Below are 24270 nucleotides of genomic sequence, written 5' to 3'. Positions count from 1 at the left end.
TTCTTTTTTTGCAGTTCTTGCTAAAGCAATATCTTCAATTTTAATTTTTGTATAAGGTTGACGATGACCAGCTTTTGTATGTTTATTTTTCTTAGGTTTATATTTAAAAACAATGATTTTCTTTTGTTTTCCTTGTTTTAAAATAGTTCCTGTGACACTAGCTCCTTTTAAGAAAGGAGTTCCTACTTTGCCATCAATCATTAGAACTTCATTAAAGTTAACATTGTCGCCTTCATTTCCTTCTAACATTTCAACAAAAATTTCATCACCTTGTGAAACTTTAATCTGTTTTCCACCAGTTTTGATAATTGCAAACATTTTTACACCTCCAGTTTATACTCGCCTAGTAAGTAGATAAGTGTTTCATATCCTTTTGGTACTTAAAAGTCAAAGAGCGGTTGAAACTGAAACAACCATAGTTAATTATATCTAAAAAAATATTAAATTCAATAAAAATAATAAATTCTAACGAGTTTGTTGGGTATTATTTTGATTATTATTATAATTACCAAATAAAATAACTATCCCGCCAACATTCCCCACAAATAAAATATCAATAATAGCAATTAAATATTTATGAAGATCTTTCCCATTTAGAAAACGCTCATTTAAAATAACCACCGGAATTTCAATAATAACAATCACTAAATAACAGATACTAGCTGCTAAAAAACTGTTTTTAAATTTTAATTAATATTCATTGTTTTATCTAAAATATTCAACACAATACCAACTAAACGAAACATTAAGAAAAAAACAAGAATAAAAGATGCTAATACGAAATAATGATACCACTTTTAAAACAACCCATCATTGGTTGGTTTCTTATTATTGGCGCTACGGAAACCGGAGCATTATTACTTCTTATTTGTTGTTGAGAATTATTTACATTATTAACCATTTAAAAAATCTCCTTTTAAAACCACTGACTAAATTGGACATAATTTTGATAATTAGGATCTTAATTCCCAGGATTAACAATTGTCATTCCTAAAACATATTTTCCAATAATAGCATTAAATGTTTTTAATTGTTCCGCTCCCCGGGGGGGGCAATTTTTCCCAAGGTATAAAGGTTTTTTAACATATTATATAATTTATTACCATCAGTAATGGTTGGGGTTAAATCATTGGTATTAGCTTCGACTGATGATTTTAAACCAGGGAAATAAACATAAGTTTTTGAAGTATCATTCATTATTTCTTGCACTGCAGTTCCACTAAATTTTTTCCTCGGGTTACTATTTTTTTCATTTGCTAACTTCCCCATTAATATTACTTCAGTTAATTGTGGCAACTGCTAATTTATCAGTTTCTTCTTTAATCTTATCAATTACCGGACCAATTAAATTATCAACAACTTCATTTTTTTGATCTTCTGGTAAATCTTTAATAACATCCGAAACATTATCTTCAAAATGCCCAGGATTCGTAATCGTATCAATAATATCACTTAAATCACCAGGGTTATTTTTTAATCCTATAATTGTTCAAAACCAATAAACTAAAGCATCTCCTGTTTTTTGGACTTTTAAATCAGGGAAAATACTAAACATTTTATCGGCTGAAGATTCTCTAACTTTATTAGGGTATTTTTCCTGATCACTAGTTTGCCCTTTATCAATAATTTCAGTAATATTTTGGTTAAAATTACTACTATTTAAAAGAATTTACAACTTGTTTCTGTAATTTTACTAAAAGTTCTTCAAAATTAACTTGCTGTTCTTCTGAACTATGATGTTGTGAACCTTTACAAGCTATAATATTAGTAGTTACTGAAGAACCCAAACAAATTGCCCCCAAAAATAAAAATAATTTCCTCATCTATATGTTTCCTTCCTATTTTAGTTTTCAAAATTACAAAACTAAAAAATATTTGTTTTACCCTCAATGTTTTTACATACCCTTTTTGAGATTAGTCACCTTATATCAATTCACAGTTCTACTAGTCTCACATAACTTTATTAAAAAAAGCAATAGTTTTCATTTTTATGAAAATAAACTTTTTTTAATAAGATAAATTTATTAAAGTTTAAAGATAAAATTAAAAATTCAGTTAAAATTTCATATTTAAAAAAAGCATTTTATAAATGCTTTTTTAAGCTAGACAGACAAAATACAAATCAAATGTATCATTTTGCTGCAATTCTAAACCATTAATTCCTCTTGTACAATAATTATTTGGTTGATCAGCACAGAATGGATTAGTGGGAATATTTAATGATCAATATGATTCTTTTCAACCAGTTAAATAATCCTGAACTGATTTATCCCAATCATAAATTCCTTCTAATATTCGCCCATATTGGGTTACCTCAGGTTTAATTTTAAAGGGTACTTTAATACCAGAAGTAATTGTTGGATAATAATTGTTTAGGTAATTCATTAGATTCACTAAAGTATTATCATCTTGTAATAATGTTTTATCAATTTTAGTAGTAATTGTTGCTAAGGTTTGTTGGGTCTTCGCCAAATCTCATTGCAATCAGTCAACATAAGCATTAATAGTAAAACTGTTTCATTATTGCTGGGGTGGGGGTGGCTGAACTAAAATCCTAATTAGCATCAATTTGATAATAATTATCAACTGTCGGAGTTAATAACTCCTGGTGTGTTCCATTTTGGATATTTCCCAAGTGGGAAATAATTGGGGTAGTAATTAATGTTAAACTTGACATTATTGTTAGTAAATTTTTCATTCTTAAATGTAACTACCTATCTTGTGTTTTTTTATCTTCAATTAATGGTTCTAATGGTTTTATTTCAAATGATGAAGTAGTCTCTAATTTTGCTTGGATTTTTTGAAAAAAATATTATAAGAAATAATTCGTTTATCATCTTCATAAAATAAATAATACTGGAGATGGTTAACTCATAGTCTTGTTAAAGGGTAAAATAAAACCCCTGCCATCATAATATTCCCAGCACAGTGAATGCCATCATAAGATAATCCGTTTAATCATCAGGCAATTAAGACAAAACTTTGTCCCCCGTTAATTTGATTACCAATGATAACAACTAAAAGTCAGTTAATAACTGCAAAGACAAAACCAAATAATAGCCCAAAAATACCGGCAATAATGACAAAAGTTCACCATCATTTTAGAATTACAGGACGGCAAACTCGCCCAATAACCGCTAAGAGTGGTCAAATAATTAAGTATGGTAAACACCAACTTAAATTAAAACCCCAATATAAACCATCAAGAAAACAAAAAATTAAACTAATACTAAAACTCATAAAAAAAGGAAAATAAACACCAGCAAATAAAATTAATAATGTCACTGGTTCAATGTTCGGTAAAAAAGCCATTGCCTCTTTTAACGTAAAAACTAAAGCAGCATAAATTGGAATTAAGCAAATTTGAATTAAAGTTTTAATAGTATAAGAACGCTTATGGAACAAAAATTTTGTTTTTAGTTTACCTCAAAAATTTTTCATAATTTTATTGTATAACTAACATTAAATTAAAAACATCATTATTTTTTAAGAATAAATCATCAATCCCAACTTCACAAATATCAGGAATATTACTTTTAGGATCAGTATTCCCCTTACATTTTGAATTTGTTGGACTGGTAATTGTTCAATATTCACTATCATGGGGTGTTTTTTTAATTCATCCTTTGTTAGTATTAATTCCTTCTAGCCAATGCCCCAGTGAACCACTGGCAATAACCGAAAAACTATCGCGATAATTCTGCATTAAATCTCCTAATGTTAACATTGTTGATTCATAGTTTGAACTAAACAAAATCTCACGGTTAGATTTCGTAGCATCATAGGCATTAATTTTTATTTTTAAAGTATTATCAACCCGATTTTTTAACGCAAAATATTTTGGTAAATAAGTAATGTTTAAGATTACCGAAGCGCTAAAAATAATACTAGCTAAGGCAGCTATTAACCACATTATTCAATTCTTTTTATTAGTTTTATTCATATTGTTCTCCTTTACTTATGAGTTCTTAAAAACTAAAAAAACGCTTTTGGAGCGTTTTGAATAATTATTAATTAGTAGGTTTTGGTTAGAAGATTAACCTTAATTTTTAACTACTAGTAAACAATTAATTATCAAAACCCCAGGGATAATAATTATCATGCTGATAATTGTTTTGTAAATTTTTAGATCGGTCTACTGGCTTAGCTTCGTTTTACTTACTATTCCTTCTCAAGATCTTTATCTCAATGGATTTTTATAGTGTTCATCAGCATTACAGTTGCTGGAACAGCCTAGGACTTGCACCTAATTCCTGTAATATCCAAAATTTGCTTTTTTAAGTTGTTATCTTAATAATAAGAAGAACTTGCCAAAAATGCAAGTGTTATTTTATTTTTTAAATTTAAATAAATTACGCATTATTTAATTGATACACATAAATCTCTTTAAAATCATTAGTAATTAGTGAAATAAACAATTTATGGTCAGAAGTCTCTAAAAAAAATACCAGCAAATGATTCTATTATTTTAGAAACTTCCATTTTAATTGTCCCATTATCATTTAATTGCAAAATTTTTTGTGTGAAACCAATAGTCAAAATATTACCATCATGTAATTATTTAATAATTTCACCCTTGCTAGCATGTTATAGATTAAATAATCTAATTTTTTATCTTTTATTTTGATTAATAACTTGCTTAATTTTAAGAAATTAATTTTTTTATAATGCTGTTCAATTAAGACAGCAAACTTTTGCTTAAATTCCTTAATTTTAATAATATCATCTAAGTTAACATAAATCTTTTCCACATCTTCGGTAAAACTTTCTAAGACTAACGAAAAGATTGCATATTGATTTAAATGTTCATAATAATTAGGATCTAAGTAATTATTAATATCTTTTAAATCATTTTTATACAGCGTATAATTTTGGGTTTTTTCTTCTTCAATTAGCTGACGATATTCACGGAATTTATCAAAATAATAATCCATTTCATCATCACTAATCTTTTGTTTTTCACTAACCACGGTATTTAAAAAACTATCAATGGCGGCTTTAATTTGTGAAAAAACAAAACTTTTGTTATTCATATCATCAATAAATAAAAAATATTTTTGAAATTTTTTCATGTTATTATAAACAATTTTTAAGGCTGTTTTTTCTCCGCACATAATAAAACATTATCACCGCGGTAAATTTAATTAACAATTAGGTTAGTAATTGTTTGTGATTTTCCTGTTCCCGGTGGTCCTTCAATAATTAAATTTGAATTCATTGCTTTTTTAATTGCTAGTTTTTGATAAAAATCTAACTCACTAATTGCAATGACATCTTGTTCACGAAAACTTTTTTCAAATTCAATCCGTTTTTCTTTTTAATCTTAATATTCATTTAAAATTTAAAAAAATAAATCATTTAATTCCCCTAAATTAGTATTCTCTAAAATTTTATTATAATCAGTAAATAAGACCGTATTAGTTGTTTTATAAATCCCAATAAAAGCAGCACAACATAAAATGGCACTTTCATTAAAATTATATTTATTTTTTAACTCACTGGCTGCTTGTTCTTTATTATAAGCTTTTAATGATAACGAAAAATTGGTAATAATGCTCGTTTGGTTAACAACAGTTGGGTTATTATTTTTAAAAGTAAGCCCAATCTTACTTAGCTCCATGAGCGCTTTTTCAATTTTATTAACATCCTCTTCATCGTCCAGCGGATCAAAATTAACTAAGTCTAAATTAATTTTGTGCGCTGCTAACTGACGAAGTTTAATCATGGGATTAATAATAACGTTGATTGTTTCAATTCTTAATGTCTTTTCTCGTTTAACCTTATTATTATCAACCACAATTGGCCATAATAATAATGGTTCCCAAAAAACTTCTTCTGTTTCTAAAAATCCTTCAATATATGGATAACCAAGATAAAAACATTGCTCCCCTTTTCTGATAATTCATTTTCAGAATCTTTGACAATAATTTTTAAGTTATCAAATTGTTCAGCAAAATATGAATTTAGAAATTTAATTGTTTTATTAACTAAATCCTCAGGATTATCCTTATTTTTAAGTTTGTAAAATTTAATAATTTCTTCAAAAATTAGTTTTACTTTAAAAATATTTAATTTGGTTGATAATTCCCGATATTTATGCATAAAAACTTTATCATCTTCGGAAGAGTATAAAACTTTTAAATGCAAATCAATGTTTGGAATACTATAAGCGTTTATCTCTTTTAGTTTGAGTGCTGATCCGGTTAAAAAATTTTGAAATTCTTCTTGAAGTTCAGCAAAATTAGTAAACAATAATTGGTATAAATCAATGATACTACGGTTAGTAGCGATACTATTTTTTGTAAAAAAAATAAGTTCCCAATGTCTTTTTGTCGTAAAAATCGATTTTGATATTGTTTTAAAATAGTATAAAGCTTTTTTTCTTCCATATTCCTTTCTCCTTTGCCCTTCTCGATATGGTGTTTATCATTATAACAAGCAACAAATAATATCACAATTTTAGTAAAACTTAATAAAATCACGACTATTAAAAACAATATATTTTTATTGATTAATTTCCCAACTAACTTAAAAAATCTGAAAAGAAAATTATCAATTCCTTTTCAGATTTCAACCAAAAAAAGGTTTTTTTTAACTAATTAAACTAAATTCTGCCGTTAATATGTCAGAGTCAACCATTTTTAAATATTTTCCAATTCCAATAAAATCATATAACTTTAATTTAAGGTTTGGATATGTATGGTTAATTTTATTTTGCAAAAATAAGTATTTGGTGATATTAGGGTTTTGAATATCTTTTACTAATTTATTATTAATTTTCATCTGTTCGGGTAATGATCACCAATATTCTTTTGTGGTGAGGTCATACTTAGTTAATTTCCCATAGTTAATAACTTCGGTATCGGCTAAAATAACTAGTTTTGTTTCATCAAAAGTTAAGTGTCCAGCTTGAAAAGCAATAATTCGTAAGGGTTTTGATGGAATAAAATTTGTTCTTTCAATAATACATAATGCTTGGCGAACAGTAAAAGTTCAATTACCATATAATAATGAATCTTGCTGATGAGATTCTCTTGCAATTAATACTTCATGGTTAAGTTTATATTTTAAAATTAATAATAATTCATTAACTATTAACTGGTTATGTTCAATAAAATAATCAATTAAATCTTCAATTTCTTGGTAATTAGGAAAAATTCCTTCATAGGCATTTATACTAGTTACTTCATATAATAATGAACACATCAAGAGATTATCATAGCAATGTTGATATTGGTTTGATGGTAAACTTTGTTTTAAACGATGATAAAAATACCAAACAATATCATAACTATTTAAAAATAAAAACTGTTTAAAAATATTTTTATTCCGCTGATGGTCATTTTCATTTTTATTATACAAAGTAATATTTTGAGCAACTTTTAAATAAAAATCATTCAGAATATTATAAAACTCAAATAAGGACATTTCATAGGTTTCTAAAATTTTATATAACCCTTCGGGTCCATATTTTTGGTAGAATTCCCGAACTTGTAAACGAATGCGATGTTTATCATCATATCATTTTCTTAAATTTCGTAAAATAATCTCTTGACTACGTTTCTCTAAAGTAATCGTACAACCATATGGTAAGCCTTGGTTTTCACTAATCATTTTGCGAGAAGTTAAATTATTAGCAAATAAATTTTTAATTCCTAACGTTAAATCATATTTTTTATCAACATTAGTAATTAAATCATAAACTTCTAAACGACTTTTATGGTCAGTTTTTCGTAGACCACGCCCCAACTGTTGTAAATAGATTGTTTTAGAATTAGTGGGACGTAACATAATAATTGTATCAATTTCAGGGACATCAATTCCTTCATTAAACATGTTGACCACACATAAATAATTAATCCGCATTTTTTTTAAAATCATTTAAGATTGCCGTACGGTTACTATTAACTTCGGAAGTTAAGTAACTTGCTTTTAGTCCTTTCTTTGTTAAAAATTCTGTGACAATTCTCGCATGTTCTGTTGTAATACAAAAAATAACACACATTGGTTTGGCATAATGGCCAAGATATTTATTAATCATTTGATATAACAATTCATTACGACTAGTTGTATTTAATTTTTGAAATAAAGCTTCATCATTATTTAAATCCACACCAGTTAAATCAGAAGTTGGATCATCAATACAATAATAATCAAACGGACATAGTAAACGTTGGTTGACAGCATCCCACAATCTTAATTCACTGGCAAACTCGTTATCAAAATATTTTAAAATTGTTTTACCATCGGTACGCTCAGGAGTGGCAGTTAACCCTAATAATTGTTTTGGTTTAAAATAATTAAACACCCGGTCGAAAGTTTTTGCTGCAATATGATGTGCTTCATCAAAAATAATAATATCAAAATGCTGCGTGTCAAAATCTGACAACCGGTTATGAATTGTTTGAATTGTGGCAAATAAATAGTTATTATTTTGGTAAGTCATCTGGTCATATAGAACTTCACCAAAACTTTTATCTCTTAATACGCTTTGAAACGTTAACAAGGCCTGGTCGACAATTTCTTTTTGATGGGCTAAAAATAATATTGTTGGTTTAACATTATTATTTTCTTTAATTTGGTTTTGATAATCAAAAGCACTAACCACCGTTTTACCAGTTCCTGTGGCCATAATAATTAGATGTTTATTTTTTCCTTGTTTCCGACGGTTTTTTAACTTATTAACAATTTCTTTTTGAAAATCATATAAGTATTTTCTAGTTGTTAAAAATTCGGTGGTTTGGTTAAACTGATTATTAATAATCTCTTCTTGAGCCAAGTGAATCCTATTTAATAAATCAGCTCGCTCCGTTGGGTTATTAAAATTAACCAAGCGATCAGTTCAGATTGTTTCATATTCAGTTAATAGTTGTTCATATAATTGGGGATTAGCAAATTCATTAACCTTAATATTTCATTCCCGACCACGTACCATTCCTCGATATGTTAAATTAGATGACCCTATAATAGCAGTCCCAAATCCTGATTTTCGGCAAAAAATTGAGGCTTTAATATGAATACGCTCACTTCGTTTTTCTAAATTATCTTCGACTCTAATCTCAAAATTATCATAAGTGGTAACAAGGTGGGTTAACTCTTCTAAGTTAACAAAGGCCGCCATATTATCAAAAGTAGTAGTAATTAATCGGATCTTTGTGTGACATTTATTAGCAATCGCAATTGAAGCTTCAATCTTATTTAAAATTGCTTTTGAAATAAACGGAAAAATAAAATGAACTTCATCGGCTGTTCTGATTTCTTTGTTAAGTTCATTAATTAACTCCTGAGCATTTTGATTAGTAAATAGATGGTTATCAGTTAACCGTATTGTATTATGATATTCATTAGGATTATCATCATGAATTTTTAATAGAATTTGCGGTAATAATTGCTCTTCAACATTAGTTTTGCCAATTAAACTATTTAAAAATGCTAATTTTTCTTCTAGTGTTGTGTAACTTTTTAATTTTGTTAATAAAAAATTATTATTAAATTGTTTTACTAAATAATGGTCCCAGTCTTTAATATAATCTTTTTCATGGGTTAATTCTTTGACAACATAATTGCCTTCAATTTGATCATTAAGTTTTAACAACAGATCATAAAATCCTTTTTGTTTCATTTTTTTCACCTTACTATATAATTATTGCTTTGGTTGGATAAGTAGTTTTCTATTTATATTATATCTAGTTTTTAACAGTTATAAAAATATTACAAAATTTCTTTAATTTTTTTTATTCCAACCTAAAATTAACCCTCTAAAAATTAAGCAAAATTTTAAAATAATTACAAAAATTATGTACGAAAGCAAAATAATTATAGTTAATTATGCAAATTTTTTAGTATAATATGCTAGTGTTAGTACTTTAATTTTTAAAAGGAGGAATGAGGAAATGGATATCGCAGCAGATAAAAAAAATCGTAACTTTTATCTAACCACTTTACTAATGATGATTCCAATGACTGTCCAAGGGTTAATGGATAACTTTATTAGTTTATTTAATACTTTTATTTGTGGGCAATTTCAAAATGAAACCTATTCATCCGATGATATTGTGGCCGGGATTGGTTCACAAACGAATGTTTTTGAAATTGTTTGATATGGTTTAATTGGTCTGGTCATTGCGGGGAATGTTTATACATCACAATATTATGGGGCCAAAGACTTTGCGAAGGTTCGCGAAACAATGAATACGAAACTTTGTTACATGGTGGGGTTTGCCCTAATTTCATTAATTATTGTTGAATCAGCAACTCCCAATATTATTAGTGCCATTATTGGAGGAGAAAATGCCACCGGAGGAGCAAATAATGCCATCCATATTGGTGTTCAATATACAAGAATTGCCGCGATTTCTTATTCATTGTTAGCGATTAGTTATTGTTTTGCAATGACAATGAATGCCCTAGGAAAAATTAAAATTACTTTATTAGCGTCCCTAGTTGGAATTCTAATTAACTTACTTGTTTCTTGTTCATTTGGTTTTATCGGTAATCACGATACAATGTTTAAAGTTGATGGTCTAGCAGTCGGAGTCATCTTGTCATGGTTTGGTTCAACAATGGTGTATGTGATTTACTTTTTAATAACAAAACCAATTTTTCGTCCATACTTTAATATTTTCTATATTACAAAAGATATGCACAAAAAAATGATTAAAACTTCAATTCCCAATGTTGCCAACCAATTAATGTTAGGATTTGCATTAGTAATTCAAATTGCGATCTTTGCTCGAAACGGCGGACCACAAGCAATTGCTGCTTTACAAATTGTCTTAACAATTTTTACTCTTCTCTTCTCGATCTTCCGTCCGTTAACGGGATTAACGGCCTTCTTTGTCGGAAAAGAATTGGGAGCCAATAATACTAAACAAGCCAAAAAAAATGCCTGACGTATCATCTTCTTAGTTTTTATAGTCTCCTTAATAATTGCCTTGCTATTCTTGTCAATGAGTTGGTGGGTACCGCAAACTTTATATCCAAACCTAAGTGACTATACAAAATCATTGGCTTCTTGATATCTATATTTTGCCCCAATCTTATTCTTATGCACGGCCTTAATTCAACTTCTATCCCTAATCTTAGGAGTTGGGGGGTATCAATTATATGCTTCAATTGCCAATATTATTATGTTATGGATGTTAGATGTCCTAGTGGTCTTCTTATTATTTAAATATACTAGTTTAACAATTCATTATGTTTTAATGATCGGATGTTTATTAAAACTAATTGAACTAGCAGTCATCTTTACAATGTTCTTATTAATTCCATGGAATCGGAATTTGGTTGTCCGCGAAGAATCATATGCACCTTCTCACGCAACTCCAGGACAAAAATTATACCATCAACGTCGAATGAAAAAAAACAAACCCCAAAAAAATAATCCGAACCAGCCTTCATTCGGAAATTAAAAGAGTTTAATTATCAATTAAACTCTTTTTTATTCTTAACGTTTCATACTATAATTATAATTATGATGTTTAATGTTTTCACCATGTTCTGAACTAAGCTTTGCACTCGCAAAACTAGTTTGGCTATTATTTTTTTTACTAAAAACAAATTTATGTTTTGATTTAATACAATCTGAGTTTAAACAATGTAGTTTATATTCACAAGGTTTTGAACGACAAAAAAATAAACCATTCCCACAATTTTGACAACTTAACTCTGTTTTTTGTGACTCTTGAATTGCTCTACATTTTTCACAATTCTCGCGATGTTTTTCACAGCCTACTAAAACGCTATCATGCATCGCAATGCGGGCTTTTCCTTCATTACTTGGCATTTAAGTTTCCTCCTTACTTATTCATTTGAATAAATAAAACTCATCCAGAATATCACTTACCTATTTTGACAATACTAAATTCTATATTTAATTATAAATATATTATTAGGACTAGAAGATAACCATCAGTATTAAATAGAAAAGAGTCAAATCGGATAAATTTATTGATTAAATAATAATTTTTCTTTTCTAATTTAATAATGCTTAAGTAGGAAAAATACTTAAGTACTATTAAAACCATTATATATAATTATTTAAGTTTTCTTTGCTAATGATTATTAACATTTTTAGACAAGAAAAATGTAAAAAAATTAATATAAAAAAATAATAATATTAATTATTATCATTTTTAAAGTTATTTTTATTTTTTTTGTCAACAACATATCATAAAAACATAAACCGATCAACGCAATCACAGCGGTAATAAAAATATAAGAATAAGCCATGTTATTAATATTAACAGTTCGTTGATCTCAGACTTTTCCCCAGTTAGTAACATCATTATTTCCTTTCCCAAAGAAATTAAATGACATTAGGAAAAAATAAATTAATGAATAATAAATTGACATTAACTCATGATAACTCTCCTGAATTTCAGCATCGGTTAAGTCACCGGTTTTAATTTCAGTTAAAATTTGGTTAACATTATTTTTTTCATTAATGTATGTGCGTTCTTTTAAAAATAAAACTAACATTACAATCAAAACGGCAGTAAAGATTGCTCAGAAAATTAATAAAAATAAATATTGTTCACCAACAAAGGTACTTTTCTTTTTTCTTGGTTTTAAAATTAGCATTCTCCATAAAACACCTTTTTCTATTTTTCATAGTTTTCATCATTATTTTTAAAATAAATGAAGTGCAATTAAACAACAACCAATAGTTGTGCTTATACTTAACATACTAATGGAAAATTATATAATTTTCAATAAATTATTAACTAAATTTTTTATATATTTTAAATCATTTCTTGATATGGTTAACTTAAATACAAAATGATATCTTAATAGAATGACAATAAAAAATAAAAAACATTGGATAAATTAGAATGTTTTTCTAAATCTATAATTGATTGGTAACTATGCTTGTCAACGCATTTTTCAACTAGCAACTCCAATATAAGTTGCCAATAAACCTAGCGACACTGCTAAATAAATTGCGAAAGTAGTAGTGAAACTAAAGTTTCCTTTTCATGCTGCTAAGAACGGATCTAAACAATATTTAAAAGGATTAATATATGTAACATATTTTAACACATTACTGTTTAAAATTAATTCAGCGGGCATAAATGAACCACTTAAAAAGGCAATTGGCATATAAATAACGTTTGAGACTGCCACAAAAGCAGTCGTTGATTTAAAAACTGACGCTAGCATCAGTCCTAACCCAATTGAAGAAACAAAAATGATTAATGCAAATGGAATCGCGGGACCAACATTATAAGGAATAGCGACTTTATCTCAACCAAATGAACCACCAAAGAAAATACCAGCTCATAATAATGTTCAAAAGAACGCTAAGATAATGAAGGCAAATCCCACCGCAATGACTGCTAAGACAAAGAAAACTGGTTTAATATTAGTTGCCCCAATTCTTTTCATTAAAACACTATTTTTAAATTCCAAAATTGTTTGGGGAATGATAAAAATTCCAACAGACATTGTTTGTGTAACCGCAATTGACCCCACCAGGGTATGAACGGGATTATTTCCTGGGGTAACTTGCCCTTTAAAAGCAAAACCTTCTAAAAATAAAATGACAATTGGAAAGGCAAATAAGAAAAATGGCACAAAAAACCCTTTATAATAATATTTTATCATTAAGAGAATTAATGGCCGATTTTTTCCATAATTACTCCCATCACTAATTCATTTATCAACTAAACTAGGTTTTTGTTTTTTTACTTTTGCTTGTTTATCAGCAGCTTTTTTCGTGTCTCCTTCATATTGTTTCTGTAAGTCTGCTTTCTTATTAAGTTCAAACATTTTTCAAGTATAGGCATGGACTGAACCATATTTTGCAACAATGTCTTTGACATTTCCAGAATCTTTAATTTCACCATTGTGCACGTAAATATATTTTTCACAAAAATCTTCAACTTCACTCATCATATGAGTAACTAAAAACATTGCTTTTCCCTTATCAACAATATTTTCTTTTAAAAATTGAAAGATTTCGGCACGAACTTCAATATCTAATCCGGTGGAAACTTCATCTAAAATAACTAAATCAGGATCATGAATCACTGCTAATAAAATATTTAAGCGCTGTTGTTGACCACCTGATAAACATTCAATAAATTTATTTTCCATTCCTAAGATTTGATAAGTTTTTAAAAGTTCGCGTAATTTATTTTCGGCCATTTTGATGTTAAAAGTATGTAAATAATACTTAATCATATCAATTACCGAAATTCCAATTGGATATTTAGAATCTTGAAATTGTAACCCAATTGTTAAATTTTCTTGTTTAATCACTTCTCCCTTAGTTGGTTTACGAATTCCACCAATGATTTCACTCATTGTTGATTTCCCACTTCCATTGGCACCGATAACCCCAATCTGATCACCAGGGTTAATTACTAAATTAACACCATTAAGAGCCATTTTATTTTTATATTGTTTATAAACATTTTTTAATTCGACTAATGGTTTATGTACATCGATTCGTTTTTTATTCTCTTTTATTGTATCCATTGTGGTCCCTCTTATATCATTAGTTTTTTCTTGTGTTATTCACAAGTATTAAAATTATATCAAAAAAAAAAAAAAAAGATGTTAAGATACTTTAACTATTGTTTTTAAAAATATCTTTGTGCATTAAACACCCCAACCCCAAAGTGAATAATAAAATTTATAATTCTTAATAACAAAATATAATTAAAAATAAATTATTAGAAAGTTGGTAAATTTAACATATAAAAAATATTCAAAAAAATTACATCTTGGTATTAATGGAATATGGTTCAAAGTAATAATAAATAATAAAAAAAGAAAATTATCTAGTAGAAATTTGCTATGATTTTTATTAATGATAAAAAAACAGCCATTATTCAGATAGATTTAGATAGTGGAAATACCTTAAGATATGTAAATTTAATTATTAAAAATTAGTTAGCAATCATATCAATGATCCACTCAGGTTTTAAAAGAAATGAAAAAATTGAATGTTTAAACAAATGATTTAAATTTGGGTTCTTTGGAAAATATGGTAACATGTTTAATAGTTATCAAGAATTTGAATATAAATTTTAGTTATATATAAATTCTATAAATGAAATCAATATTATTCTTAAACATAAAATATCTCCAAACAATATTGAAAATAATTTTATAAATATTTTTCTTTAACATCACCAATGTTCTTTTCATTTCATTAAGATGAAATTACTACTATTTATGATTTTTTTAATTTAATAATTTATTTTGTTTTAATTTATTTTTTATTTATTATAAAAGTTATTGTTTTTATTGTTATTTTAACATATGATATTATCCATATGGGAAAAATTAATATTAACATATTATTTTTATTACCTATAACTAGTATATACTTTATAAAATTTGAATCATTTCCCAATTCTTCCGAGCGAAGGATGCCAAATGCGAAAGTTATTAGCTATTTTAGGGAGTTTAAATATTATTTTAACTAGTAATTTTACTGTTACTAGTTGTGATATTTTTATTGATAAAAATAATACCCCCACTTAAATAAGTAATTGATGCTGATATTGCTAATGCGGTTGATTTTTTAATTGGTGATTGTTATTTACATTTTACCCAACAAAATGGTCAAATTACTACTAGTGATATTAATAGTCAATTAAAATTACATATCTCTAATATTGTCCATGTTCAAAATAAAGTAATTACCAAATATAATCACCACCTTGTAACTTTTGATTTTTTAGGAAAATATATTCCCACGCTTGCGGATATTATTAGTCATCAAAATAATTCTTTAAAAGTAACTATTAAATATAACCAGGTAGCAGCTAAATATCAAATTTTAGTATTTTTAACAGTCATTTCCTAGATTTAATTATTTTCATTTTAATGAAATTATTTAATTTTAGTTCTTAAAAATAAAGGTAAAATATTAAAAAATAGTATTTAATTTTATTATTATAAAAAAAATAAAGAAAAAAGTATTGATTTCTTAGTACAATTAAACTAAAATGATAATTAAGAAAGAAAGATATAAGTATAACTAAATAAAACAACAAAAATGCTTTAAAATGTTTTTTTAGTTTTTATATTTAATTTTCTTTTCCACCATATTGAATATTTATTAGAGAAAAAACAAGGAAGGTATTTATTCATGAAAAAATTATTAGCAATTTTAGGAGCTCTAGGTTTAACAGCAACCGGAGCAAGTTCCGTTGTAGCGTGCAACAATAATAAAAAAGAAGATACAAATGACTTAACAAAATCATTTGAAAGTTTATATAAATCTGATGCTTTCAATGATGAAGCATTAGGTAAATGAGGCCTTACAAAAAATAATAACAAATATGATTTTAATGCTAACTCTTTAGATGAATCAACTGTAACAAGTACTGTTACTTTAAAAGATGGTGCCATTGTTAAACAATTAGTAAAAACTTTACCAACGACCCCAGCAGATGAAAATGACATTGTAGCTCAATATACAGCTGAAAATCAATCAGGAATTACTCCAACTAATAAAACAATTACTCTTTCAGTTAAACTAACTGAATTTAAAGCAGTTAAAAAAGAAAATGTTCTTAGTTGAGAAGGTACAAAAGTAACAATGACTGTAACAATTCAAATTTTATTAGAAGCACAACAACAAGATATTAGTAGTTTACAAATTCAAGTACCAGATCAACAAGTAGCAGATACTGCTACTGTTACAAGCGATGAAGCAACTACTGCTCAAGACGCAGTTAAAACAGCTGTTGCAAAAGCAGTTAAAGCAGTAAGTCCAAGTGCGGTAATTACTACTGACTATACAATTGAAGGAATTGATATTATCAAAGCTGGAGATTTATCAGCAGGAGTTCAATTAGATATTAAAGCAGTTAATGGTTCAAAATTATTAATTGGAACATCACCTAAATTTATAGTTAAATTTGTAAAAAAATCAGAACAAAAAACAGATATTTCTGCTGTAACAGTTCAAAACATTACACAAACAGTAGCAGATAATACTATCCTTACTGCTGATGAAGCTAACGCAGCCGTTAATTCAATTAAAGCAGCTGTGCAAGCCAAAATAGATGACCTAGTTTCAGGAACAGCTCTAGATACTGACTACACAATTGATGGGATAGATAATATTACTACTGGGGCTGATGTTTCTACACCAGTGCAATTAACAGTTAAATCAAAATCAGATTCAACAAAAATTACTGGTGATACTCAACCATTTACAGTAACTTTTAATAATCAATAAAACTTTATAAAATTTCAGTTAAACTTCCTATAAAATTATTAATATTATCTCAAATATCAGTTTTAATATCTAAGAATAAGTTAGTTTCCCTACCTGTTAAATGATGTTGTTCTTTTAACTTATTAAAAAGATCACGTAAATTAATGTGGTCTTTTAATTGTTCATTGATGAATAATAATAAATTTGGTGCTAATCCCTTATTATAATAGGCAAGAATTGTGTTAGTTTCCGCTTTTGCTAAATTAATTAAACGCGAACGAAAGTAACTGGTTAGTAATCATTGCGTTATCTAAAGAATATTCATTAAAAGAAATCTTATTCTTAGTTATTTTCGGAGTAAGGTTTAATTTGATACTATTAGCAAGCTCTCGCAATTGTTTTTGGTGTTCTTTATCAATTTCTTTTAAATTATCTTTAAGTTAATTAGTGATAGTTATTAAATCTAATAAGGTTTCATAGGTAGTTGGTAATTTTACTGTGGTATGATCAAATTGATAATCTGGTTGCAAAGTGTTAATTTTTGCTAACGTATTAATAATTAATTCTTGGTAGTAATTAAATTTTTCCGCAAAATACTTTTGTAACTCATCATAATTAGCAGTAGAATAAATAGTAATCCGTTCTCAAATTTAATTTCTAGAATTTCTAAACATTCTAAATTACCCGTAGCGTCAACATGGGGTTTCCTCCACATAAATCCTGGGAAACATCACCAAATTTAACCACCCGCACGTTATCTTGGTATTTAAAATCGCGCGAAATAATCTTTTGGGCTTAGGCTTCTTCTAAAGTCATAAAAATTTCTTGGGATTTAATATTGGCTGTAATTCAAGATTGTAGTAAATCGCGAGCTTGTAAAATATTTTTTAAAGTTAGCCCAGGATTTTTTAAATAATTCAATATAAAATTTATCTTCATTAATCCCAACTGAACGTTCTTCAATTCCAGATTTGGTCACAGTATCTAAAGCTGATCATAATAAATGTTGGTGACAATCAACTAAATGTAAATAGAAATTCGGAAGAATCTGATTATTTAAATCATACACCGTAATTTCGTTCCACTTCACAATTAGTTTTCCATAGTCAAAAGGTTGGTTCCCCAACTAAAGCAAAAAATACTGTCTGGTCAAAAAGTACAAATCCAACTCCAGTTAATTCGTTAACTTGTTTGTCCTTGCTATAAAATAATCCAAGCACGGTTCCGTTCCCTTTGTAACTGGTAATAACCATTAAATTTTGTTGCAACAAAATTATTAGCTAACTGTTAGTTCGCCAATTACTTTCATAATTCTTTAATTGTCTTGCTGTTCATCTTCTTACACTCTTTATTTATATATAATATTTTATTATGTTTTCGCTGATTTTGGTTTAGTTTTTTTCACTTTTTTTGTTTTTACTTTTACATCAATAATTTCATTATTATGCATTAAGGCCGGGCTAGTGGGAAATAGCCGGTCACTGCGGACTTTTTCTTTCCCCGCTAACATGAGAATTCCCCCAATTATTGAAAAAATTGGACCAATAATTCAGATTCATGACACAAAAATTAGCATAATTAAAACTATTCCCCCAGCAATTCGTCCCCCAATTCTGCGTTGCATAGCTAACACAAAACATATAATAAAGGCGGTAATTAAAAATACTGATACAACTAAAGCAGCAACAATTGCCATTGTACTATGCCCACCAGGGATTGGGACACCTTCTAAACTAACATCAAGATCATCACTATCAAAAACAACTAATAGCAATAATAATACCATTGAAATTAAAAAATTAATAGTTGTTGTAATTAAGCCAATAATTCCGCCGGTTAAGCAAAGTTTACTTACTTGTAAACGTGAACGTTCTAATTTTGTTTTGACAAATGGTTCTTTATGGTGCATTTTCACATATAACATATTATTAACTCAAATATAAAAATATTGTAAGGCAACAGCGAGTGTACAAATCATAATGATAGAAGACAATAATAAAGGAATTCCGCCCGGGCCAAAATAATTTAAAAAGAAATATGGAAATAAGGTGTGCTCGGGTTTCCCTTCCAGATGGCGGTAAGTTCCCCGAATTACAATAATAATTAAATAAGCAACCATATAAATCATAATTAACCATAAAAATGACTTGTGATGTTTTTCATAAGGATAATAATATTCTCCCGTTGTTAAAACATAGTTAATGATCATTGTAATTGGCATTACTAAGTGCAAAACAACTGTTGCTACTCACCTATAAGTATTATATTGTTCGGCTTGTCCTTTTTGTGTAAATAAACCTAACCAAAAAACTAACATCGTAATGGTAATGTATGTAGTAACTCCCAACCGAATGACAAAATGGGGTTTGGTATTTTTAAATTTTGAATCAAATAAATAAAGAAAAAAATAAAACGCAACAAGGTAATTAGTTTGGGTTGTAAAGAAAGAATAATAATTTGAAATGCGTTCGGTGTAAGATAACATCCGAAATTGCGGTTGGGGATCATAGGTTGCCAAGGTTACATCCACAATTAAAAATAAACTTAATGCTATTAAGGCAGCTAGCCGAACATAAAAATGGACCTTATCATTTCATTTAAACATCTTTTTTTCTCCTTTAACCTAATTATTTATTGCAATTTTGCTAAATTTATTAAGTAATATAATTATAATCATTTTTTGTAAATTTTTAAATACCCTATTTTTAGGAGGGAACTAATCAGAATAAAGATAACTAGTAAACCAACTAAATAAGCATACCAAATTGGATCCGGGGGTACCAATTGCAACCAAGTACTAATTTTTGGTAGGTATGGAAGGAGTAACACGACTCCTAAAATCATCGCAATCGGAACTACTAATTTTAAAGGCGAAGCATCTTTAAAAATATTAATTTTATTTGTTCGCATCATCATAATCATCATTATATGTAAAATAGCCCCCCCCTTCGGTAAACATTGTTGTTTGAAATTGGGAAATTAAATGATTATTAGTTGGACTAGGTGCTAACGAACTAGCTAAGGCAATTGAACTAAGAATAATCCCACTGACAATAAAGTTTAAAATACTAATAAACGTTACTGAGGGACCATTTAATAACGCAAAAGAAATTAACCCTTTCGTGTTTTATCCACGCGGTTTTTTAATAATTTAATAAAATCCGGGTGAACATTATCAAAAACAACGGCCACTTGCGAAATATCATATAATAAATTTTGGAATAAAATTTGAATGGGCACCATCGGCGCAAAAGCTAACCAGGCTGAGACAATTACTAAACTTAACATTATTCCAAAATTAGCCACCACCGTTACTTTAATATATTTAATAATATTAGCAAAGATTCGACGCCCTTCAATTATACCATTTTCTAAAACTAATAATGATTTTTCTAACAGAATAATGTCCGCAGGTGCTTTGGCAATATCAGTGGCATTATCAAATGAAATTCCCACATCACTTTTCCGTAACGCAATTGCATCATTAATTCCATCTACTAAAAAACCAACCTTATGTTTTTTCTTTTGTGTTAATTCAATAACTGGACAATAATTTAGTTTTGCGTCCTTTTTTGCTAAAACTTTAATCACATATGTCTTTTCCATTTACTAAAGAATTCCTTTTGTTTTATATTCTATATTAAATTATAGCACAAATAACCGCTGAAACTAATTGATTTCTTAATTATTAAAAAGATATTTATTAATTGCTTTAGCAACCCCATCTTGATCATTACTAGCAGTAAGGACATCCACAATTGCTCTCACATCATCATCAGCATTAGCAACTGCAACCCCTCAAATTGCTGCTCATTTCAACATTTGTCCGATTATTTCTAATTTCTTGACAAATTTTAAACTTATCTCCTCATTTTTCTAATAATTCCTCAGCAACAACAACTCCATTGAAAGCTACCCTAAAATCATTAATATTATTTAAGACTAATTTATCAATAATTGACTTAATTTGATATAATGGGCGCCCCGAAGCAATTACTAACTTAATATTATAATCGGCTAATTTTTTTAAAGTTGTTAAGGTTGTTAGACTCATTTCATGTTCAGAGTTTAATGCATTCCCATCTAAATTAATGGCCACCAGTTTAATATCACTATTCATGTTGTTCATCTTTTTTCTCATTTCTATAACCTATTATATATGATAAGTAAAAAGTTCTGAAAAAAAACTAGAAAAATTATTTTCTAGTTTTTAATTGCCCGTTTCCCTCCAATTCCTTTTTTCCGTTTATATTTAACATAAATAATTGTAACGATAACAATTGTTGAAGTTCCAATAATTAAGGGTAAAAACCAAGCTAAATTACTAGATTTACTAATCCAAGAACCCGGATTATCTGGAAAAGGAGTTGGTGTTGGCGTTGGGATTGGGGTTGGTGGTGGTCCCGGGGGAGTAGCATTCGGATCATTAATTAAATCAAAACTAGTGCTGCCCACAGCAGTTAACGAAGTATCAACTGCTTGAATAATAATGGTTAAATGAGTTTTACCCAATGCATCGGGATGACTATTATTAATAAACTCTGTTAAACTCTTATCATCTAATGGTTTAACCACATAATCAGTTTGGTAGACAATTTGGTATTTTCCATCTTTTAAAACATTATTAATATATCCTAAAATTCATTTTTTAAGATCAGCAGGATTTTGTTTAGTAAAATCAAAGGTTTGGTCGGAAAATTTAATTTTTGATATATTAGTTGATTTTGTGGGATCATATTTTTTATTATTACCAACCTTCATTAATTGGTGGTTAATAGCTAATGTGGAAGTTGGCAAGGCACGAACATCAATTGTTAACCATGCTCATCCATCAGAACCATAATTAAATAAGGGTTTTAATTCTTCGTTACACTCACTTAAAATTTGACCATTGACATAAATTGCATAATCAGTATTATAAACTAATTTATATTTTTTTAACCGTTCTTCAATTTCACTGACAATTGTGGTTTTTGCCGTTTCAATGTTAGTAGCATTCATTTTTACCGATCCCGCTAATTCTGCAATTGATGATAAATCAGTAAAATTATGTGGGTACGGATCCGGAGGGATCCGTTGGGTTGTTGTATTAGAAACATACTCTTTTCAATACGCAACTGTTTGTTCAAATGATAAATTTTGAATTGCTTTACTATCAAAATTATAATAAGTCATCAAATAATTTTTTAAATGTAAACCATGGATTGTTGTTCAAAAATCAACCGCAATATTATCCGGTAAGGTATCTAAAAAACGCGGATACTTATTTTCAAATGTTGGGCCAATATTTACAAATTTTTCATATTTTTGATTATCTTCTGTTGTAATAATATAATGCCATAAACCAGGATTTGATCAATAAAGATCTTGGTTACTAATTTGACATTTTTTTTGACTTTCACTGGGGTTGGCAAAAGGTTCTAATTGATTATTCTTATCCACCCCTTCGCGCTCAATAGTTTTAACTTTAGTAGGGTCAAAGTTTTCTTTAACTCCCATTCCAGAAACTGATCCTTCCGAAATAAATCCTTCATCAAAATCAGCCTTATTTTTAATAAATTGACCTTGATTATCTAAGGGATCTAACGCAAAAGCATAGTCTGATTTTCGTTTGACTCAAATAATTTGAGTTTTGGTCCCTGTTTTAGGATTAATTTCGGGATCATATTTTGGGTTAGGTTTTCCATCGGGAAGTGTTGGAGTAATTAATGTATTTTGGTCAGAGTGATTTTTAGGATTCCAGGCATATCATTTTAATTGTAAAGTAGGCACTAAGTTATCAATAACTACTTTAACATTATATTGAGCGCCAGGATCACTTTTTCTAATTAAAGAAATATTATAAACATTCGAAGTTGGTTCTGCACCTTTGCTTTTTGGTTCGGAAGGTGGAATAACTGTGCGACCATCAGTTAAAGTCATCGTAAATTTATTATCAAGAACTGGGACAGCCTGACCATTAACTGTCATTAATTCAACTGGTTTATTATTAGCATCTAATTTAGCATCAAACTCTGTACTAATAGTAGTATGATAAATTAATGTTTTAGGATTTTTATCAGTGGCCGAAATAATTGTGGGAGTATCATCAATTAATTTTGTTGGATCATTGGGATCAACAACTTTTCCGGGAAAGAAATTTAACCGATTAGCCATTTGTTTTTCTCAATAAGCGGGGGTTAATGAAATTGAAATTGGGGTTTGAAAAGTTCATACTTGTTGTTTTTTATCTAGGGGATAAATAAACTTAATTGTTGTTGTCGCTGTTTTAGTTTGGTCACTAAAAGCATATTGTTGCATAAATCCTTTTCAATTATTATATTCATATCCCATTGTATTTTGTAAGATAGCGTCTAATTTGTTAGTTTCATTAGGAATATTATTTGCATCTTCTAAACTTCCGGAAAAATCAGAATCTAAAGTAATTTGGGCAGATAACGCTTTTGCAATCTTATTTTTAAAATTATCTAAACTAAAACTGGAATTAATCGTCGCATTATAAACTTGAATTTGTGCATCAGCATCATGCCCGGATCACATTGCTCCAGTATATGCTGTTAATTTAAGATATAAATAACTACCATCTTTAATTAAAGTAACGGTTGTTTTCCCATCAACTTCGGCTAAATGTAAAATTTCCTTATTGTAAGAAATATTATAAGAAGCACTATCTTGATAACTTAAATCACTTGTTTGGACATCATAGTTTTGGACCACGGAAGGTGATAATCATCCTCCTCCTAAACTAGAATATAGGGAAAAAGTAATTTTAGGATAATAAGTTACAAATTTATCTCACGTTGTTTCATAATCATCTCATTTTAAAAATTTAATTTGATCTGATGAGCTAGTATGGTCGCCCCACGCTCCTGGACCATTAGTATGAGAAGTAATATTTGGAGAATTTATTGTTGACTGAATATTTAAATGAAATGGGTTAGGACTCGCTCCAACTTTGGTTCCCAAACTATTATCAGGAATTTGATTTTGATAATCATGAAGAGCAGATCGTGGGAAAAAGCTAGGCGTAGTACTAGTTAAAACTACAAAACCAAGTAAGGATAAAAAATATTTAGATTTCATAAACT

Annotated in this window: 27 protein-coding genes, 2 pseudogenes and 1 riboswitch; of the genes and pseudogenes, 3 read left to right on the top strand and 26 right to left on the bottom strand. The window is 28.2% G+C overall.

Translation table 4 applies throughout. The features are described from left to right. Positions 1 to 27: 27 nt before the first annotated feature. From rplU to P344_RS07365, 16 genes and pseudogenes are all read right to left on the bottom strand, one after another. Positions 28 to 318 (bottom strand): annotated as a pseudogene (gene rplU, locus P344_RS07375) (50S ribosomal protein L21); the annotation flags it as partial. 147 nt (positions 319 to 465) lie between these two features. Then, positions 466 to 645: a hypothetical protein gene (locus tag P344_RS01920; protein ID WP_025317207.1), complete on the bottom strand. Its 180-nt coding sequence runs from the start codon at positions 643 to 645 to the stop codon at positions 466 to 468. Positions 646 to 772: 127 nt separating this feature from the next. Then, positions 773 to 901 carry a hypothetical protein gene (locus P344_RS07800; RefSeq protein ID WP_269078607.1) on the bottom strand — a complete coding sequence of 43 codons (129 nt, stop codon included), beginning with the start codon at positions 899 to 901 and terminating at the stop codon, positions 773 to 775. A gap of 125 nt (positions 902 to 1026) precedes the next feature. Beyond that, positions 1027 to 1269, bottom strand: a complete 243-nt coding sequence (locus tag P344_RS01915; protein WP_025317206.1) for a hypothetical protein — start codon at positions 1267 to 1269, stop codon at positions 1027 to 1029. Then, the gene (locus tag P344_RS01910; protein ID WP_025317205.1) at positions 1241 to 1555 is read right to left on the bottom strand and encodes a hypothetical protein; all 315 of its coding nucleotides are present in this window, start codon (positions 1553 to 1555) and stop codon (positions 1241 to 1243) included. The genes P344_RS01915 and P344_RS01910 overlap by 29 nt, the downstream gene beginning before the upstream one ends. Positions 1556 to 1655: 100 nt before the next feature. Next, positions 1656 to 1823, bottom strand: coding sequence for a hypothetical protein (locus tag P344_RS06620; RefSeq protein WP_156028514.1), 168 nt, complete (start codon positions 1821 to 1823; stop codon positions 1656 to 1658). A gap of 274 nt (positions 1824 to 2097) precedes the next feature. Next, positions 2098 to 2472: a hypothetical protein gene (locus P344_RS01905; protein WP_025317204.1), complete on the bottom strand. Its 375-nt coding sequence runs from the start codon at positions 2470 to 2472 to the stop codon at positions 2098 to 2100. Between the two features lie 82 nt (positions 2473 to 2554). After that, the gene (locus tag P344_RS06615; RefSeq protein WP_156028513.1) at positions 2555 to 2698 is read right to left on the bottom strand and encodes a hypothetical protein; all 144 of its coding nucleotides are present in this window, start codon (positions 2696 to 2698) and stop codon (positions 2555 to 2557) included. Between the two features lie 83 nt (positions 2699 to 2781). Continuing rightward, on the bottom strand, positions 2782 to 3441 hold the full coding sequence (locus P344_RS01900) for a hypothetical protein (RefSeq protein ID WP_025317203.1): 660 nt from the start codon (positions 3439 to 3441) through the stop codon (positions 2782 to 2784). A gap of 4 nt (positions 3442 to 3445) precedes the next feature. Next, a complete protein-coding gene (locus tag P344_RS01895; protein WP_025317202.1) occupies positions 3446 to 3943 on the bottom strand; it encodes a hypothetical protein in 498 nt (165 codons plus the stop codon). Positions 3944 to 4111: 168 nt separating this feature from the next. Further along, positions 4112 to 4281, bottom strand: a riboswitch (cobalamin riboswitch). 221 nt (positions 4282 to 4502) lie between these two features. Continuing rightward, positions 4503 to 5114: a hypothetical protein gene (locus P344_RS01890; RefSeq protein WP_025317201.1), complete on the bottom strand. Its 612-nt coding sequence runs from the start codon at positions 5112 to 5114 to the stop codon at positions 4503 to 4505. Between the two features lie 26 nt (positions 5115 to 5140). Next, positions 5141 to 5254, bottom strand: a complete 114-nt coding sequence (locus tag P344_RS08055; protein WP_408069012.1) for an AAA domain-containing protein — start codon at positions 5252 to 5254, stop codon at positions 5141 to 5143. Between the two features lie 87 nt (positions 5255 to 5341). Next, positions 5342 to 5797 (bottom strand): hypothetical protein, encoded by a 456-nt coding sequence (locus P344_RS01885; RefSeq protein WP_025317200.1) that lies wholly within the window; start codon positions 5795 to 5797, stop codon positions 5342 to 5344. Positions 5798 to 5841: 44 nt separating this feature from the next. Next, on the bottom strand, positions 5842 to 6252 hold the full coding sequence (locus P344_RS01880; RefSeq protein WP_025317199.1) for a hypothetical protein: 411 nt from the start codon (positions 6250 to 6252) through the stop codon (positions 5842 to 5844). A gap of 339 nt (positions 6253 to 6591) precedes the next feature. Beyond that, on the bottom strand, positions 6592 to 7836 hold the full coding sequence (locus P344_RS07370) for a P-loop NTPase family protein (protein ID WP_248679173.1): 1245 nt from the start codon (positions 7834 to 7836) through the stop codon (positions 6592 to 6594). Between the two features lie 19 nt (positions 7837 to 7855). Then, a complete protein-coding gene (locus P344_RS07365; protein WP_248679171.1) occupies positions 7856 to 9622 on the bottom strand; it encodes a DEAD/DEAH box helicase family protein in 1767 nt (588 codons plus the stop codon). A 271-nt stretch (positions 9623 to 9893) separates the two neighbouring features. Here P344_RS07365 and P344_RS01870 point away from each other — a divergent pair, with 271 nt between their 5' ends. After that, positions 9894 to 11411 carry an MATE family efflux transporter gene (locus P344_RS01870; protein WP_025317198.1) on the top strand — a complete coding sequence of 506 codons (1518 nt, stop codon included), beginning with the start codon at positions 9894 to 9896 and terminating at the stop codon, positions 11409 to 11411. Between the two features lie 35 nt (positions 11412 to 11446). Here P344_RS01870 and P344_RS01865 read toward each other — a convergent pair whose 3' ends face one another. From P344_RS01865 to P344_RS06605, 3 genes are all read right to left on the bottom strand, one after another. Then, entirely contained in the window at positions 11447 to 11785 is a 339-nt protein-coding gene (locus P344_RS01865; protein WP_025317197.1) for a hypothetical protein, read from the bottom strand. 311 nt (positions 11786 to 12096) lie between these two features. Continuing rightward, entirely contained in the window at positions 12097 to 12582 is a 486-nt protein-coding gene (locus tag P344_RS01860; RefSeq protein ID WP_025317196.1) for a hypothetical protein, read from the bottom strand. Positions 12583 to 12864: 282 nt separating this feature from the next. Beyond that, a complete protein-coding gene (locus P344_RS06605) occupies positions 12865 to 14481 on the bottom strand; it encodes an ABC transporter ATP-binding protein/permease (RefSeq protein ID WP_148552287.1) in 1617 nt (538 codons plus the stop codon). 906 nt (positions 14482 to 15387) lie between these two features. On the opposite strand from P344_RS06605, the gene P344_RS06945 reads away from it, so the two are divergent. Together P344_RS06945 and P344_RS01845 are read left to right on the top strand one after the other, a co-directional pair. Continuing rightward, positions 15388 to 15495 carry a lipoprotein gene (locus P344_RS06945; RefSeq protein ID WP_158500450.1) on the top strand — a complete coding sequence of 36 codons (108 nt, stop codon included), beginning with the start codon at positions 15388 to 15390 and terminating at the stop codon, positions 15493 to 15495. A 610-nt stretch (positions 15496 to 16105) separates the two neighbouring features. Further along, positions 16106 to 17203 (top strand): lipoprotein, encoded by a 1098-nt coding sequence (locus P344_RS01845; RefSeq protein WP_025317195.1) that lies wholly within the window; start codon positions 16106 to 16108, stop codon positions 17201 to 17203. A gap of 811 nt (positions 17204 to 18014) precedes the next feature. Here the strand turns inward: P344_RS01845 and P344_RS01840 are convergent. The 7 genes and pseudogenes from P344_RS01840 to P344_RS01810 form a co-directional block, all read right to left on the bottom strand. Beyond that, entirely contained in the window at positions 18015 to 18272 is a 258-nt protein-coding gene (locus tag P344_RS01840; protein ID WP_156028675.1) for a hypothetical protein, read from the bottom strand. A 279-nt stretch (positions 18273 to 18551) separates the two neighbouring features. After that, entirely contained in the window at positions 18552 to 19787 is a 1236-nt protein-coding gene (locus P344_RS01830) for a hypothetical protein (protein WP_025317192.1), read from the bottom strand. Positions 19788 to 19849: 62 nt separating this feature from the next. After that, positions 19850 to 20107: a hypothetical protein gene (locus tag P344_RS07360; RefSeq protein ID WP_025317191.1), complete on the bottom strand. Its 258-nt coding sequence runs from the start codon at positions 20105 to 20107 to the stop codon at positions 19850 to 19852. A gap of 228 nt (positions 20108 to 20335) precedes the next feature. Beyond that, positions 20336 to 20698 (bottom strand): annotated as a pseudogene (locus P344_RS07355) (magnesium-translocating P-type ATPase); the annotation flags it as partial. Positions 20699 to 20863: 165 nt separating this feature from the next. Next, complete coding sequence (locus tag P344_RS06595; protein WP_148552285.1) at positions 20864 to 21004, bottom strand: HAD hydrolase family protein; 141 nt, start codon at positions 21002 to 21004, stop codon at positions 20864 to 20866. Then, a complete protein-coding gene (locus P344_RS01815; RefSeq protein WP_081717381.1) occupies positions 20964 to 21323 on the bottom strand; it encodes an HAD family hydrolase in 360 nt (119 codons plus the stop codon). Before P344_RS01815 ends, P344_RS06595 begins: the two co-directional genes overlap by 41 nt. A 62-nt stretch (positions 21324 to 21385) precedes the next feature. Further along, positions 21386 to 24265: an Mbov_0399 family ICE element protein gene (locus tag P344_RS01810; protein WP_025317188.1), complete on the bottom strand. Its 2880-nt coding sequence runs from the start codon at positions 24263 to 24265 to the stop codon at positions 21386 to 21388. Positions 24266 to 24270: the final 5 nt, after the last annotated feature.

The sequence above is a fragment of the Spiroplasma mirum ATCC 29335 genome (assembly GCF_000565195.1).
Lineage (GTDB): Bacteria > Bacillota_I > Bacilli_A > Mycoplasmatales > Mycoplasmataceae > Spiroplasma > Spiroplasma mirum.
The sequence above is the reverse complement of the archived record's forward strand: the minus strand, read 5'-3'. Positions and strand labels throughout refer to the sequence as shown.